This is a genomic window from Acidisarcina polymorpha, assembly GCF_003330725.1.
In the GTDB taxonomy this organism is placed as follows: domain Bacteria; phylum Acidobacteriota; class Terriglobia; order Terriglobales; family Acidobacteriaceae; genus Acidisarcina; species Acidisarcina polymorpha.
On sequence record NZ_CP030840.1, the window covers coordinates 6792670 to 6807909 of the forward strand.

Below are 15240 nucleotides of genomic sequence, written 5' to 3' on the forward strand. Positions count from 1 at the left end.
GGCTTGCTCAGCGTTCACTCACGTTACGGCCTGCACGCTTGCAGAGTCGCCTTTACGACCCTCTTCCACCGGAGGCTTCAGCAGCTTCGTTACCTCTGCCGCTGCTCCGATTGCTACCGGGCGGAACGAACCAGCTCCCGGGCGGGACTTGCACCCACTGTGGACTAAACGCCTTTCACGGCGCACGCGGACCATTCCATTTTTGAAAGGATGATCACACGCTTACTACGAACCTGCCGAACCAACGCTCCAGAATCATCCATCCGATCATCCTCAACACAGAGCAGAGGCCCCGCCAGATGGGAACATCACACGCTTACTGCAGAAACTCGGACCTCATCTGTGCAGAGTGAGCTAGGGTATGGCCAAATTGTGAACGCTTCGCCATCACACTTTGTCACAGAACCTGAAGCTACGGACTACACGCGTACCGACAAATTGTCTCGTCATAGAGTTCGGTAATCTTTGCAGTCACGCCATCTCCTACCCGAATGGTGTGAAACGAATCAACGCTGCTACTTCTGCCCGATGCAGAAGTAGCAGCGTCGATTGAAGATACAGCCCGCTGAATGAAAAAAGCCAGTAGTCTATTTGTTACGGACCGTGATCCACGAAGCGAGCTCCTCGTCGGTTGCCGCCTCCACACAACCATTGAAGGGAACCCTAACGCTTAGGGGAACGTAGAAGGGCCTCCGGTAGGTCGCCTCGAAAGAGGTCTTGGGTGCACTCGTCGCCGGGGGCGCATTGCTGGGCAAGAATCCATCGAAGTATAGGAAATACTCTCCGTTTGGCTCCTCGACAACGGAAGGAACTCCGGGAGCGAACACCTGCGTTCCGACATAGTTAGGCCACGCTTCCTTGTCGGACTGGAGAAGGTAGCGCACCTCGGGGTGTCCTGGCTTGCCCCATACGCCATCGGTATCCGGCTGCAGGATACGGCGGTACATCTCGCCCTCTTTCGGCAGCAGCGTGTCGGAATAAGCGATTCCAGTCTTGTAATCAAGCTGCTGATAGTCGCCAGTTGAGTAAGCCATCACATACTTACCAGCAATCTTCGTGATGTTACCTGTCTCAATCAGCTTGAAGTCAGCATTGGGGCCGCCCTCTGCCCAATTGATGTGGAAGTACTCGGAGTTGAACCCTCCATCGGTAGTGCTGGGCGCAAGCAGCCAAACGGGACTGGTGGAATCTAGATCGGTAGGCGATGTCAGCGCTTGCGCGACGATTCCGTCGTGAACGGTGCCGACCTCGCGCTTGCTGTAGATGAGGTAAAGCTTCCTGTCGTCCTCGAAATACTTGCCGTCATAATTGGCTTTGGCGGGTTCCTCCACTGAGCCTATGAGGATCTTATCGACGATCCATGACGTCGGCGTGGTGATAGTATCTTCAGTTTCCGGATGCGCATGCGCTATTACTGTCCATGAGCCTACCAAGCTGGTCTTGGGGGCAGACGTCTTGCGCAAATAAAGCGTCACTGCCATGTTCCAGTGGCCGTCATCTGTCTGATAGATGTTTCGATTGATTTTGTCGAAGAATTCATTGTTCGCGTCCTTGGCCTTGGCCTCAAGACCGTCCGCGATCTTCACAGTGACTGGCGAGGTCTCGAAGCAGCCCGGCTTAATCGGACGTTCGCAAGTCATCAACTCCTCTGTAGTCCCAGAGAAGTACTGAGGAAGAAAGGGTGCTGTCCAAGGGGCCACATGAACCGGATAAGGATCGCCGAAATACCCGAGATGCTCTTTTTCGTCGACCTGTGTCATGGGGTGAAGAGGAATTGGGTCAGCAGTCAAATTCTGCGTTCCTGAAGACTGAGCATATACCGTTGAAAGGAATGAACAGGGCGCTGCGAGAACTAAAAGCGAGGCACGACAAGCAGTCTTCAACGCGGTGCGAAGGAGTTTCAAACGATGGGGGGTAATCATGGGTCCTCCGAATTTCTGATTTTGGAGTGGAGCTAACTAATGTTCAACCTTTGATCACAAGCTAAATCACTCTTTTTGTTTCAGATGCCGCACTTAGAGAGCGAAACGACGGAAGCGATTGACTTGGCCTTTTTAACAGTGAAATTGGCAGATTCTGTTTGTGGCCCGTGACACTTACAGGGGGAGCCCCGAATTTGTTCTCATCGGCTTTCGGACATCAGCATTTAAGGGAGCAACGCTCATGTGATTACAGCGACGGTCGGAGCACCTCTCAAGATCCATTGGGTGAAATCTCTTGCGCGCTGAACGGTCGTTCTCAAGAGTGGGAGTCACGGCCTTTGAAGTCTAGATGGCAAGTGCCGATTGTCCACCTAATTTTGTTGGAACGAGAGAACGCCGTTGCCTGCCGTGACTACAACTTTACCGGACGATGAGACATCGAGAGCGTGTCCTTGACGCTGATCTAGAACTCGCGCGTGCCCGAGAATCTCGCCAGTATGCGGGTCTAATTTTAATAGCCAGCCCGGAGCCCCAGGCGCCTCACCCATCGGACTGACGCTTGTCCAGAGCACACCTTGAACCAGCTTGAGTGCGTAGCAACGTCCGAGCCCATCGATCTCTCCCATGAACTTCCCATTCAAATCGAACTTTTCGATTCGCCCGTTCTCGCGGTCCGCAACATACACAATGCCATCCGGGCCGATCTGAATCCCATGTGGGAGCTCGAACTCACCGGTCCCTTTACCGGGGTGTCCCCATTCCTTTAGCTCTTTACCCCCCGCGGTGTATTCAAGGATTCGGGCGTTTGCGTAACCATCCGTGATGTAAAGATTTCCGTTTGGAGCGAACGCAACGTCTGTGATTCCGCGGAAAGAACTGCCATCAATCGGTACCGGACTGACCTCGATTGTTAGGAGTTTTCGACCCGTCGAGTCGTACTTGATCACCTTCGACGCTTGGGCATCGACCGCCCACACATTTCCACGAGAATCGAGGCGGAGACTGTGAGGTAGAGCGAAGTCACCTCGTCCCCACGACCGTATGAGCTTACCCTGTTTGTCGAACACAAGGATGGGATCGGCTTTGTCTCCTCGCTGTATGACATAGATATCTTCACTTCTGCCGATCGCGACCCCGGCCACAGCCCCAAGTTCCCAATCGGAGAATGACGAATAAAGTGACAGCCTCGTCTCTATAAACGGAAGAGGCGGTGATGCCTCGATCCGACGAGCGAGCTCAGAGTCTGAATTCTCCGGGAGTTGGGCCATGATCGAGGGGGCAAAGCAGAAGCTTGCTAAGAACAGTAAAGACATAAGACGTTTGCTGTTTGATTGCATTCCGTTATTTACCCTGCGTCTCTCGCAGAGACGGCCTCACCTTTCTTCGCGTGGACCTGCAGCGCTACGACGCGAAGAGACGCGGTTACGCTGGATTGGCACTCTTCGCCATCCGTACGATCGTGATCGTCTTCTCCGCTCCGATCGGCACCGTGATTGTCCCACGCTTGCGATAGCCTTTGAGGGTGTAAAGGGGGACGCCGGCAAGCGTGCTCCCCATCTCAAAGCCAGTAAAGTTGGCATCCTGAGCGGCTTTTTCTGATCGCGCGAGGATCGCCGAGCCAAGTCCCTGACGCGAATAGGCGGGGTGGACGAAAATGGCGCGGATCTTCGCGGCATCGTGAGATGGATCAAGAAGTTCGGGCGCGATGGCCTGTATCTGACGGTCGCCGCCGTACAACGTCCTACGCTTGCTCCAGCCGCCGCAGCCAGCCAATATGCCTTCCTCACTTAGAGCGACAGAGTAGGTACCGTCAAGGATCAATTGCGTGTCGATGGTGAAGATCGTGGCGAGAGCAAGCTCTCGCTCTTCGGGCGTGTGCTCGATTTGAAGCTCGCGAACCGAGGCCGCGATGAGTTCGCTGAGGACGGGAATGTCTTCAGAGGTCGCTGCGCGGAAGTGGAAGTACACGGCTATATCCCTGAATAAGAGATCAGAATGATTTTCTTCAATGTGGACCTGTCTGCTGGCAGATGGAAGACGGGCGGAGTCATTTCATTAATGGTGAAGCGACGGTGTCGTCTTTGCAAGTGTTCAAGCAACTCGTTGAACAGCTTGGCTGGATCTGTGAGTTATTTGGCACTTTATATTCGCGCGCCCAGCGGTTGAAGGCAAACCGATATAGTGATGATCCTCCGGAACGCCGGATCTCATGTTGGATCCGCCTCTGCGTCGGCCGTTCAGTTATCAGATGGCTGCTTTGATCGAACCTCTCCGCCAGCTTCGTTCACGATCCCAACCGTAACTGGCACCGGGTACAGATTGCGAGGTGCTTCATTCGATTGGTGGCCAACAAACTTTGGATATCAACTGCAAACTTCCTTATATCGGCTTCCGAATAGCAAGTGAAGTCTGCTTGCTCGAAGGGAGGTTGGATTGATTGAAAGCTAAGTAGGTCATACTTGCGTTTGCGGACCATGTCATCGAAGTGGATGCGTCTAGCCGGCGCGTCTTTCCATAAACTGTCATCGGTGGCCCATATATCTTCAAGTAAGCTACTGGCATTAAGCGCCAAATATCGAATAGCTTCTTCGCGTCCATAGAATGCCCTTCCTTGATCTGCAAATGATGAAGCCGCCAACTGCGCTAATCCAAGAATCTCCTCTCTGTTATGGAGGTCTGCATAATGACGGAATGCCTCGATCTCGATTTCAGCCACCGATGCAAATTCCGATTCTCGATCTGCAAAGTTTGCCACCTCCGAGGTTAGCGGTGGCATCTCGATTTGGGTGCCTGGAACGGCGCCCCAGGCTGTGTGTTCAAACGTGAATATGCTTGGATCGAATATGTCGAGGAGTGAGTTTTTCCTATCGTCAGCACCGCGAAACTCATTCAGTGTTTCGAGAAACCAGGACAGTTGGGACTTGTTGAATCTAAGAGCTGACGCAGTGACAGATTCTTCACGGTACGCGTCGAAACTCTCCATCAGTGTGCTAGGAACGATGTAGTCACTCAGCTGTCGAATCAAGTGTTCCAAGTCTCTGTCCTGCGGCCTCATAACGTCCTCCCCTCAGACCATGGCTCTCCCACGAGTGCAAAGCCGGATCGATCGCATCGGCCTAAACAGCGTGTCCGTGCCCAATCAGCGCAGCCATCTTTTCAACCTGGTCATTTTCAAACGACCCGTCTTTGCGTCTATTGTTCCCCCCGCTAGAAACTCCGCTCATTGGCTGCATGAAAGAAGTCATGCTCGGAGTCGACTGAGAAACTAGGCAACTCTCACCCGTGGCGACCTGTTGCTTTCGCTCATCGATTGTAGGTAAACTTGAACGGCCGAGGGAGACGTTAAATTAGCGTTGGCCGGATATGTTTCGACATAGTCCGCCACTGTCGCAGAGAAGTGGCGAAGCGATAGTCGAGTAAGCATGACCGGAAAGGCTTGACCAGCTACTGAAGAAGCGCAAATCCTAGAGGTGGACTTGAATAATAGATGTTGCTGATCGAATCTGAGCTGCGAGATCCGGATGAGACTCAGTGTGCGGCCGAACGGCAGTCGTGGGTCGACGAAGATACAAAGTCCTATTCGACAACATGCCTATCCGATAAGACCATCTATGAGTGACGTCGGGATTTGTCCCCGCGTCGGAACGAAGTGCTCCATTTGAGAAGTCCCATTGTTTATAGGCGATCTTGCCGTCCTTATTAGGCTTCGCGTGCTGTCCACAATGGGCGCGGACGTCCCTACTGGCTCCGATGCAGCATCCCGATATCAATCAGGACTGTGGCGCCGATTTTAGGGACTGCCGAGCAATGGATTGTGCCACACATTCCTTTATCATGCGGAAAGAACATCCGCGGGCGGGCGTGCCATATGTGAAGGAGATCATTATGCCAGAACCAGTTCCTCTAATTCGGGAGAGACCCGCATCAGCTGTCAGTCAGGAAATAACTCTACCCATTTCTTTCAGGGCTCTGGCGATTGAGCAAGCCGGTGAAGCCGTCAGTATGCAGCGAAAGAGCATTATGGCATTGCATGAGGACGACGTACTTATCCGCATCGATTATGCGTCGATCAACAAGATGGATCCGGGCCTCGCCCGCGTCAACGTCTTCAACTTTCCTCTTCCTTACGTATTAGGTTTTGACTTCAGTGGCGAGGTCGTGGGACTCGGAGCGCAGTGCCAGGAAGCATTCAAGGTGGGTGACGAAGTTCTTGGCCGGTCCCTTACTGGCTCGTGCTTTGCGGAATATGTTGTTGCTAAGAGAGAGAACATCGTTCACAGAGGTGCCGTACCTGCGCCGGAAGCGAGCACGTATGGCGTCGCCTACCTGACCGCGTACGAGTCCCTTGTGATGACCGGAGGCATTGAGCAACATCGTGGCAAGTGGATCTACGTTGCCGGAGCTGCGGGCGGGGTCGGCCACTTTGCGGCGCAGATCGCCAAGCTTTATGGACTAAAGGTCGTCGGTAGCGCCGGGAAGGCTGCCTCCCTGAATTTGCTCAAGGAGCTAGAACTGGATCACGTGATTGATTACTCAAAGCAGGATGTTGTCCAAGAGGTGATGAATCTTACTGGAGGCAAGGGGGCGGATCTTGTTTACGACTCTACCTACACGCAATCGTCCTATGCTCAATCTGCTGTTGTTGTCGCCCGTGGTGGCGAGTACATCCGGCTTGGTACCGAGGCCCAGGTGGCCCGCGCCGGTGCTAACGACGTGCAGTCGGTAGTGGAGGGTCGCGGTGCTAGGATGGTCATTTCCGACCTCGGGAGGTACGCTCGAGACCCTCTGTACCAAGCACAAACGGCAAAGCTTACCGATGGACTGAAGCAGGCAGTGTCGTGGTACGAAAGCGGACATCTGAAGCCTGCAATTACCGCAACGGTACCGTTTGACGCGGCCGCACTGCAACAAGCGTTTGGCGACTTTCTCAAAGGGACGAACAACGTGGGCAAGGTGGTCGTGAGATGCGCGTGAAGCAGCTCTGCCGTTCAGCATCACCACCGATAGCGGCCGGATTTTCAGCGAGCACCTTTGTCGAACAGATAAGTCGGAGCTAGGCGGCATAGAGCATTTCAGCCACTCCCTCCCGCCAGCATGCTTCTGGCCGGAAACGTTCTTGGACGCCGAGCTTTACCACTGCGTGCAGATAGCGTAGATCTGACGCAAATTGCTACGACTCCGGCCAGAAGATCTGGGATTGACGGCGGATGTCCTCAGAATAGGTCAGGCTCGACAGCCCAAACGTATACGTCGTCTAGCGACGTGAGGGGGGCTATCGAGAATTTCGAGATAATGAAGTTAACGTTGAGGCGGTGCGAGGCATGTTTAGTGAGGTTGAACAGTTCTATGATTCCATGGCTGACTTCTACCACCTGATCTTCGAAGACTGGAATCAGGCAATCAGTCGACAAGCTCACATCGTCGATGCTCTGATCAAGTATAAGCTTGGTACTTCATCCTTGAGGATCCTCGACTGTGCTTGCGGCATTGGGACGCAAGTTTTGGGACTTGCGGCGATCGGCCACCGGCTTTCTGGAAGTGATCTCAGCAATGAAGCCGTACAGCGCGCCAGACATGAGGCAGCGAAGCGTGAACTTGATGTAGAGTTCCGCGTATCGGACATGACAAGCCTGGAGGAATTCTCCTCTGATCATTTCGATGATGTTGTTGGTGCATTTGACAACGCTTTACCTCATCTCTCTGTCGATCAATTGGCTGGTGCCGCCCATTCGTTCAAACGTGTTCTCCGTGACGGTGGGCTCTTTATTGCCAGCATTAGAGACTATGACGAACTAATTCGCACACGCCCAAAGTTCCAAGGGCCGTCGTTCTTCGGTGATTCTGGAGAACGCCGGATCGTCCATCAGATCTGGGACTGGACAGGAGACGATCGCTACGATGTGCACCAATACATCTCTCTCCAGCGAAATCACAAATGGGGGATTCATCACTTTTCATCTCAATATCGGTGTCTCCTTCGAGCGGAACTCGGAGAGGCACTCCGGCTCGCGGAATTCACAGATATCGAGTGGCATATGCCCAAGGCGAGTGGCTATCACCAACCGATCGTAACCGCCAGGGCATTGTGACTGCTTCTGAGAAAACGATCGCAGGGTAAGCGTCGTCTTCAGGACTGGGTCGGATCAGCAAGCCATCTTCTCGATCCACTGGTCGAGCAGATTTATAAGCACGTTCCGGCAGCGACCAAGATTCATGCTGACCACACGCCGGTTCCGGTCCTGGCTCCGGGATTAGGCAAGACCAAGACTGCTCGACTTTGGACTTATATGCGCGATGATCGTCCAGCAGGCATGGACACACCGCCAGCCTATTCGCCCGATCGCAAGGGCGAGCATCCGAAGCTACATCTCAGTCAGTTTAGCGGCATCTTGAAGGAAGACTGGCTTCCATCACATCTACGAAGGCGGCAGGATCATCGAAGCCGCATGTTGGGCTCACGTGCGGCGCACGCTCTACGATATCCATGTGGCCACCAACTCGGCGATTGCCAACGAAGCAATCGAACGCATCGGCGCTCTCTGCCAGATCGAGCGCGACATCCGCGGCAAGCCTGCTGAGCTGCGATGTGAGGTTCGACAGGCACGAGCCAGGCCTTAAATCGACGAACTGCATCAGTGGCTCCACAAGACACTTGCACGTCTTTCGCGCAAGTCTGATACGGCGGCGATTCACTACGCGCTCTCACGTTGGCGTGCGCTGACTCGTTATCTTCACGACGAGCAGATCGAGATCGACAACTCTGGAGCCGAAAGGGCCTTGCGTGCCGTGGCTCTGGGACCAAAAACCTTTTTATTCTGCGGTTCGGACGCCGACGGCCAAAGGTCGGCTGCGATCTATTCGCTGCTCGGTACAGCCAAGCTCAATGGCCTCGATCCGGAACTCTACCTCCGGCACATCCTGGAAAAGACCGCTGATTTCCCGATCAACCGCATACAGCAACTGTTGTTATGGAACTTCTACAAGACTCAGATGGATCTCGCTTGATCTCAAGTGAGAATAAAGGCGCTTCTCGGCAAGGGAGCGAGGCGCCGATTACAATTCCTCTCCCGGCTCCCAAGGCCGCACGAAGAGGATCAGCTCTCCCGGCTTCGCAGAACTGGAAGTCTTAGTGCAACGATTGGGCGGCACAATAGGTTCAACGATGCCATTAGCTACGACCTCGCTGATCCTGTAGGAATTCGGAATCAGGCCTCCACGTTCGTCTGCGCAATTGACATATTCATGCGTGTTGTGGGTAAGGATGATAGTGTCTCGACTAATCTTTAGCTCAGCAAACGCCGAGGAATCTTGCCTGACTGAGATGTCACGGTAGCCTGCGCGATCCTCCAGGCCAACTTCCTTGACTCTTATTGGAAGCCCCGTACGTCCATCGATAAGCCTAATGTGAATCAAAACCGTGTTGTCCTGAGCTTGGACCATTAAACTGAAGCTCAAGAGCGCTAAGCATATCAGCCGGCAGTTCATCTGTGGCTCCCTTCGCATCCAAATTTTATCGATCCAAGATCCGAAATGCTATACCGGAGTTCCGAACCGCATACCGCTGCTCATACTCGCTCACGACGACCGCATCCACTCTCATCTCTTCATAAGACGGTAAGGAACGGGCGCTTACGGCGGAGAGGCGGAGCCGGAGCTAGCTGAAAAGGATCTGCCCCGAACCGGCCCTTTGAGGTGCGAACCGGTCCGAAACATCTCCACACCAGCAGAACTCGACTCTTGCGCTGGCGTGGAAGAGTCAGTCGATAGAGCGTCCTGCGTGCGTCTCGACGAAATCTGTGATCGCCTTCGCGACTCGCACTGGTTGATCAATCGGTAAGAGATGCCCACTCTCCGCAATGATCTCAAGTGTTGACCCCGGAATTCTTGCGATAATCTCGTGGCGATGCTGTTCTACAGAATCAAGTCGATCCAGCTCTCCCGCAAGCACCAGCGTAGGTACGGCGATCTTGGGAACTTCTGCTGAAATGTCCTCCGACATGCCGATGGTTGGCCATGCCAGCTTTGCTTTGGGAACTCCACTCAAGCTGTCTTCGATAAGTTGCTCGATGGTTTTGGAATCGGGCATCCGTGCAGTCAGAAACTCGATGGTCTGAAGGGCTGTATCACGGTTGTCGTATGCGTGAATCTGTTGCTCTTTAGCTTCGTCGGGCATCTGTGAGGGAGACGGCGTTGCAGGCGCGACGAGAATCACGCCTTCGAGCCCTTCCAGATGGCGGGAAGCCAACAGCTGTGCGACTTTTCCGCCCATTGAGTGGCCAACAAGGATGAAGCTGGAAAGCCCGAGATGCTTGATCAACTCCGTTGTGCCATCGGCCAAGGAAGTGATCGAATAGTCACTCGACGCGCCATCTGATTTTCCCCACCCCGGAAAGTCAAACGCAACCGTGTGGAAAGAGTCTCCTAGCTCACCAATCACCTTGTTCCATGTCCGATGTGTTCCGCCCCAGTAGTGCAGGAAAAGGAGACACGGCTTTCCCTTGTCTCCCTTCTGTTCAACGTACAGCGCCATTTCAGTGTTTGACTTCATAGAACCACCTTTCAAGAGATCTTCGGCCCTTTAACCGACTTAACTCGACTACCCGACTACCCGACTTAACTCGACCAAATAGCCACTGAAGCCGCCACACCCAATCCGCTTTCCGAAACGTCTTGACGGCCCGGTTTGAGCGGCAACAAATAGCAGCATCTGTGAGACTAGATGAGCGAATCCGACAACGGTGTGTCGAGGTACAGACGATATGGCCGTATTCGGCCGCATCTTGTCCGATTCTCACCTGCCGAAACTGCTCGATTTATTGAAAGGTTTCCTCATTCAGGTGTTATTGGCGATATTGTCTTGGAATTCCTCGCCCCGAAGATTCTCCAACGCGCCTTGGCAGAATAGGCATCGGATGACATAGGACTACCTGTCGATCAATGACTGTATCGCCAGTGGGCCCGATACGCGAGCTTAAGCTTTTTGTTTTGGACAGCCGTCGCGGTAGCCGCATGTGGGCAATTCCTAGGCGAACATCAATCATGGTGGGCGCTCCTACGGCTGGAAGAGTGGATTTGATGGTCTTGGGCCATCTTGGCTGTTCCGATCGTTCACTGACCTTAAGCTCTCAGCTTCTCTCTTACCTTTATGGAAGCGGATTACTGCTCACCCAGTTGCCGATCGTTGTGATCGTTCTGGAACAGAGCTTCTTCGGGCTTTGCATACGAAATGCTTTATGGTTGTAGGAACGCGCGAACTTTGTGCCTTCATCCCAGTAGGTATTGAGTCCAGGCTGAAGCAGCCCCCGGTGATACACCAGCGTGAACATCGCAAAAGTGCGCTTCTCCGGGTATCTGTTCGGCTGGTCCGTCATGCACTCTCTACTAAAAATCGTACAAGCTTTTGCTCATATGTGGCGCTCGCATTCTAATCGGCGGGGTCGGAGTCATTGTGGCAGCGATAATGCCGTTCATGAGAACAGTTTCGGTATCCCCAGCAAATAGATCCCCTCTGATCTTTGAACCTATTGCTCGCTTCTTCCGGGCGAGTGGCAATGGCGTCAGCCAACAATAATCAAGGCCCAACATAACTGAGCCGATTCCTCATCACGACGTAAACTAGGATCGCTGATGGCCTTGTGCACTTGCGTTGTATGCAACAGTTCGACGCCAATCTCCTCATTGCTTTGGATGCGCTCCTAGACACGGGGGTGTCGTCATCGGAAGACGTAGCAGCTGCCATGGTGAATATCCGGCCACAAAGACGCCTGTTGCTGCCAAATGTCCGAGGTCCGTAGGGAGGAGCCTCAAACATCGCGTTTGAGCAGCATCATATTTTTGAGGCCTGCTCCAGGCGCGGAAAGTTGGCAAGCAATGAAGGAAACGTCGAGTCTTGTGTTGGCAGCGGTGACTCTCTCTGCCACTCTGGTTGCGCTGTTGGGTTGCAGTCCCGTTGGAGGCGCCACGACGGCTGCATCCAGCATACAGGCATCCGGCTTCATTTCGGTTTCTGGCAAGGTGATCTCCCGCGATGGAAAGCCGTGGATCCCGCATGCCTTTCAGCAGGTGGCGTTTGTGTCGCCGCCGGGGTATACCAGTGCGGACGGAGCGAAGCAGATCTTTCTGACTGCTGCGCAAAGCTACACCTCGGCGGAGTACGCGCAGATGGTGCAGCAGGGTGCGGACTCTGTACGGATACAGTTTGCACAAATGGGGATTGATCCCAAGGGTATTTATCCATCACAGACGTTCACGAACAATGTCATAGCCGCAGCGAAAGCTGCGCGTGCCGCGGGCTTGACCGTTATCCTTTCCGATCAGGACGAGGCGCAAACCGGCGAAACGAATGAGTCGGGACTTCCGGCTGGGGGGGCACAGGGTGCATGGACGAACTTGCTGACGACGGCTCCTTGGATCGGGCAGGACACCGGGATTTTGCTTGAGATTTACAACGAACCTTTTGTGGGTGTTACTCGCGAAGGCCCACCGCCTGCCGCCGATTGGACGCAGTGGCAAACCGCGATGAACGCACTCATTGCCACGATCCGGGGCACGGGAGCAAAGAACGTGCTCATCGCCGATGGTCTGGAGCATGCCGAAGAGCTTACCGGTGCGCTTCCGCTCACTGACACAGTAAGCCCGGTGATCTACGCCTCTCACCCATACGCGCACAACTACCAGGATCAGAACGCCGCCGGAACAGACGCGAACGGGAACGTCGTTGCTGGAACCGGGTGGAACGTGATGTTCGGAAACTTTGCAGCAACCAACCCCGTGATGGTCACGGAGTGGGGAAATGGCTACTACTGCGACAACATCACAGGGACCGCCGATGTGGCCTTCCTGCAATACCTGCAGGGGCGAGGTGTGGGACTCGTCGCGACGACATGGGACTGGGCTGGACCGAACTTCGGCAGCATCCGCGTGAACTTTCCAAACAGCACGGTAACGTCTTTTCCGGCTGCGGGCACTCCCATTTGCCATATCGATGCGCAGACTGGAGAAGCCGTTATCGACGATGGTGTTGGACCGGGTCAACTCGTTCAAACCTGGTTCACGACGGGGACACCTTCTGCCGTGCTCGAATAGTTGTTCCGTAGACGAGCAGGCGCGGGTGGAGCATCGATATACACGCGCCTCTGCTCATCAAGCCACGTGGAGTGGTTCTTTCGCGGTGATTCGTAACTTCCAGTGATCTCCCTCCCGCTAGCGAGATAAATGAGTCGATGCTGAATCGCCGAGGCAATCCAACACTAGCAGGAACGATGACGGTGTGGCTCGGTGCTTCTTGTGAGGGTGGTTTCGTTAAAGCTTCAAAAGCAGCAGGCTCTGTCACCATCGATGTCTCACTGTCTGCACGCAGATTACGGCGGTGCTCAGGAGTTCTCCGCCTTGGGCGGGGGGAAGTAAAGTAGCCATAATGATCGCTGATTTCGGTCATGCGATTAAGGTCTTCTGGAAGCTTTAGGCCGGAGATCGCGCGAGAATAGTCGTCGATTCCGCCGCCATTCGTTGTAAGCATCATTCGGCCAGCCGTTTCGCCTACATTTCGGAAGGCACGGTAGGTGTTCCGCGTGGAAAGGATAGATCGACCGACCGTCATCGGAATCCAAGCGCCATCTTTGTAGAACTCGTATTCCCCTTCAAGAACCGTACAGATCTCTTCCTCTTTGAGGTGCTTATGTGGCGGCGGTCCACCTTTTGGTGGCGTCGTCTCTACGAAGACGCAACAGGTGTAGTTTGAAGACCGGCTTGAAACGACGATTCAAGCGTGAGACCGTCTAGAATTGTGATGATTTCTTTTTCCGCCAAGATTTCTCCTCCTCGTAGTGTCGAAGCGCGAATGCTTACAGACAGGGTTATGCGCGACCGACACTTTTAAATGTTGAACATTCCTGCGGGTGCAGTGCGAAGAACAGTGCAGCCGTATCTCCTTGCTCCTCGCCGCTCGTATGCGGTCCCACAATTTGTCTGAAGAGAGCACAAGGAAAGCTCAGGATCATCCGGGCCACGGTGGCCCACGGGCACGTGAAAAGCTGGCACGCTATACAGGATGCGATTGCTCAAGGACGGACTCATGGTTGAAGCCGCCCTTGAAAGAATCGCTCGACTGCCCTGCCGGGTCCAAAGCCCGGTTCTCCACATGTCAAACCTTCAAAGGCGCTGATCTGGGGCGGAAAACCATGGAAAGTACTGCCAAACTTCGGCCCTGTAAAATCCCAGCCGTATGCCATCAAGCCGATGCCACGCCCATTGAGGTAGCGGAGAAACTCCTCCGCGTATTTTGGGGTACCCAGGTCGCAATAATACTTGGGCACTGTCGTCCACTCGGTCACAACGACGGCGTGCGTTCGTGCAAAGTCCCCGAACTTCTTCTCCCATGAAGGCGCCGTCTGATCTTGAGCACGATGGGCATATGGGTGTGATGCGTAGACTACCTGTCCGTCAGGATCATGCAGCGCTGGTGCACCTCCTAACCTCTCAGCGAAGAGCAGACCGTCGGCTACCGCGACATTGGAAGCTCCGGCATCGCGAACGACCTTGAGCGTAGCGTTCATCTCGTGAGCCCACTTGCGCCAGTTTTCGGGGTTTGGGGGCAGATTCGGTTCATTGAGGAGTTCATAGATGACACCGTGATCTCTCGCGAACACAGGGGCAATAGAAGCCCATACACGACGGGTGGCGTCGTTCGGCAGCGACGCGACTCTGTCTTTTTTCTCGCCACTCTGCTCTTCATCCTGGACGCTGAGCATCACGATGAGCCCAGCCGCTCGAGCCGCGTGTACGGCGTCGATGACCTGCGAACGAAAGGCAGGGGTGAACAAGGGATTCTGAGGGTCGAGTCCCGGTTGTGAAATCTGAATACGCACTGAGTCGATCCCGTATGAGCGCATGGCGGTGTAATCCGAAGGCGAGTAGTGTTGGTACGCTTCGGTGAATACGCCCTGTTGTGCAGCGGGAGGTGCGACAAAGGCAATCTGTACAACCCCGTGAGGAGTCCACGGACGACCGTCTCTTTGAAGCCTGCCGCCTGACACAGAAATGGAGGCCTGTCCGCAGGCCGAGGTCCACGCGACAAGAGAGATGGTGGAGAAAAGTAAAGCGTGTTTGAACCGAGACAACACTTTATACCGTGCTTGCAAGCGCTTCATTTGTTCATCCTCAAACCAGAGTAGCGTCACACAGGCAGGGGAACGTATGAACGTGAGCGTCCCTGCAATGAGCTCCGCGTTGCTACGCATCCGCAAGTAAGTGGGCGACCCCATCATGGTTCAGGCAGGTAGAGGACTTGTCCCCACGCCGAAGGCGTTGGAGGTTCGTG

General features: G+C 54.2%; 11 protein-coding genes and 2 pseudogenes. 5 read left to right on the forward strand and 8 right to left on the reverse strand.

The features are described 5' to 3' along the window. Positions 1-587: 587 nt before the first annotated feature. The 4 genes from ACPOL_RS29145 to ACPOL_RS29160 all read right to left on the reverse strand — a co-directional run bounded on the left by ACPOL_RS29145 (position 588) and on the right by ACPOL_RS29160 (position 4977). On the reverse strand, positions 588-1790 hold the full coding sequence (locus ACPOL_RS29145; RefSeq protein WP_150133172.1) for a glycoside hydrolase family protein: 1203 nt from the start codon (positions 1788-1790) through the stop codon (positions 588-590). A gap of 503 nt (positions 1791-2293) precedes the next feature. Then, positions 2294-3235: a 6-bladed beta-propeller gene (locus ACPOL_RS29150; RefSeq protein WP_161557633.1), complete on the reverse strand. Its 942-nt coding sequence runs from the start codon at positions 3233-3235 to the stop codon at positions 2294-2296. 109 nt (positions 3236-3344) lie between these two features. After that, positions 3345-3890 carry a GNAT family N-acetyltransferase gene (locus ACPOL_RS29155; RefSeq protein WP_114210281.1) on the reverse strand — a complete coding sequence of 182 codons (546 nt, stop codon included), beginning with the start codon at positions 3888-3890 and terminating at the stop codon, positions 3345-3347. A 316-nt stretch (positions 3891-4206) separates the two neighbouring features. Continuing rightward, positions 4207-4977, reverse strand: a complete 771-nt coding sequence (locus ACPOL_RS29160; protein WP_114210282.1) for a hypothetical protein — start codon at positions 4975-4977, stop codon at positions 4207-4209. 947 nt (positions 4978-5924) lie between these two features. Here ACPOL_RS29160 and ACPOL_RS29165 point away from each other — a divergent pair. From ACPOL_RS29165 to ACPOL_RS34340, 4 genes and pseudogenes are all read left to right on the forward strand, one after another. Beyond that, entirely contained in the window at positions 5925-6896 is a 972-nt protein-coding gene (locus ACPOL_RS29165; protein ID WP_236657107.1) for a quinone oxidoreductase family protein, read from the forward strand. A gap of 335 nt (positions 6897-7231) precedes the next feature. After that, positions 7232-8011: pseudogene (locus ACPOL_RS29170) on the forward strand (class I SAM-dependent methyltransferase); the annotation flags it as partial. 90 nt (positions 8012-8101) lie between these two features. Then, a pseudogene (locus tag ACPOL_RS29175) lies at positions 8102-8702 on the forward strand (IS66 family transposase); the annotation flags it as partial. A 6-nt stretch (positions 8703-8708) separates the two neighbouring features. Next, on the forward strand, positions 8709-8927 hold the full coding sequence (locus ACPOL_RS34340; protein ID WP_236657581.1) for a transposase domain-containing protein: 219 nt from the start codon (positions 8709-8711) through the stop codon (positions 8925-8927). Positions 8928-9678: 751 nt separating this feature from the next. Here the strand turns inward: ACPOL_RS34340 and ACPOL_RS29190 are convergent. Both ACPOL_RS29190 and ACPOL_RS29195 read right to left on the reverse strand, forming a co-directional pair. Beyond that, on the reverse strand, positions 9679-10470 hold the full coding sequence (locus tag ACPOL_RS29190; protein WP_114210288.1) for an alpha/beta fold hydrolase: 792 nt from the start codon (positions 10468-10470) through the stop codon (positions 9679-9681). 595 nt (positions 10471-11065) lie between these two features. After that, positions 11066-11293 (reverse strand): hypothetical protein, encoded by a 228-nt coding sequence (locus ACPOL_RS29195; protein WP_114210289.1) that lies wholly within the window; start codon positions 11291-11293, stop codon positions 11066-11068. 499 nt (positions 11294-11792) lie between these two features. Between ACPOL_RS29195 and ACPOL_RS29205 the strand changes: the two genes are divergently transcribed. Then, the gene (locus ACPOL_RS29205) at positions 11793-13007 is read left to right on the forward strand and encodes a cellulase family glycosylhydrolase (protein ID WP_161557635.1); all 1215 of its coding nucleotides are present in this window, start codon (positions 11793-11795) and stop codon (positions 13005-13007) included. On the opposite strand, the gene ACPOL_RS36670 is transcribed toward ACPOL_RS29205, so the two are convergent. Both ACPOL_RS36670 and ACPOL_RS29215 read right to left on the reverse strand, forming a co-directional pair. Further along, positions 12973-13683, reverse strand: a complete 711-nt coding sequence (locus ACPOL_RS36670) for a cupin domain-containing protein (protein WP_114210292.1) — start codon at positions 13681-13683, stop codon at positions 12973-12975. The genes ACPOL_RS29205 and ACPOL_RS36670 overlap by 35 nt on opposite strands. A 310-nt stretch (positions 13684-13993) precedes the next feature. Next, positions 13994-15070, reverse strand: a complete 1077-nt coding sequence (locus ACPOL_RS29215; protein WP_161557636.1) for a glycoside hydrolase family 5 protein — start codon at positions 15068-15070, stop codon at positions 13994-13996. Positions 15071-15240 lie beyond the last annotated feature (170 nt).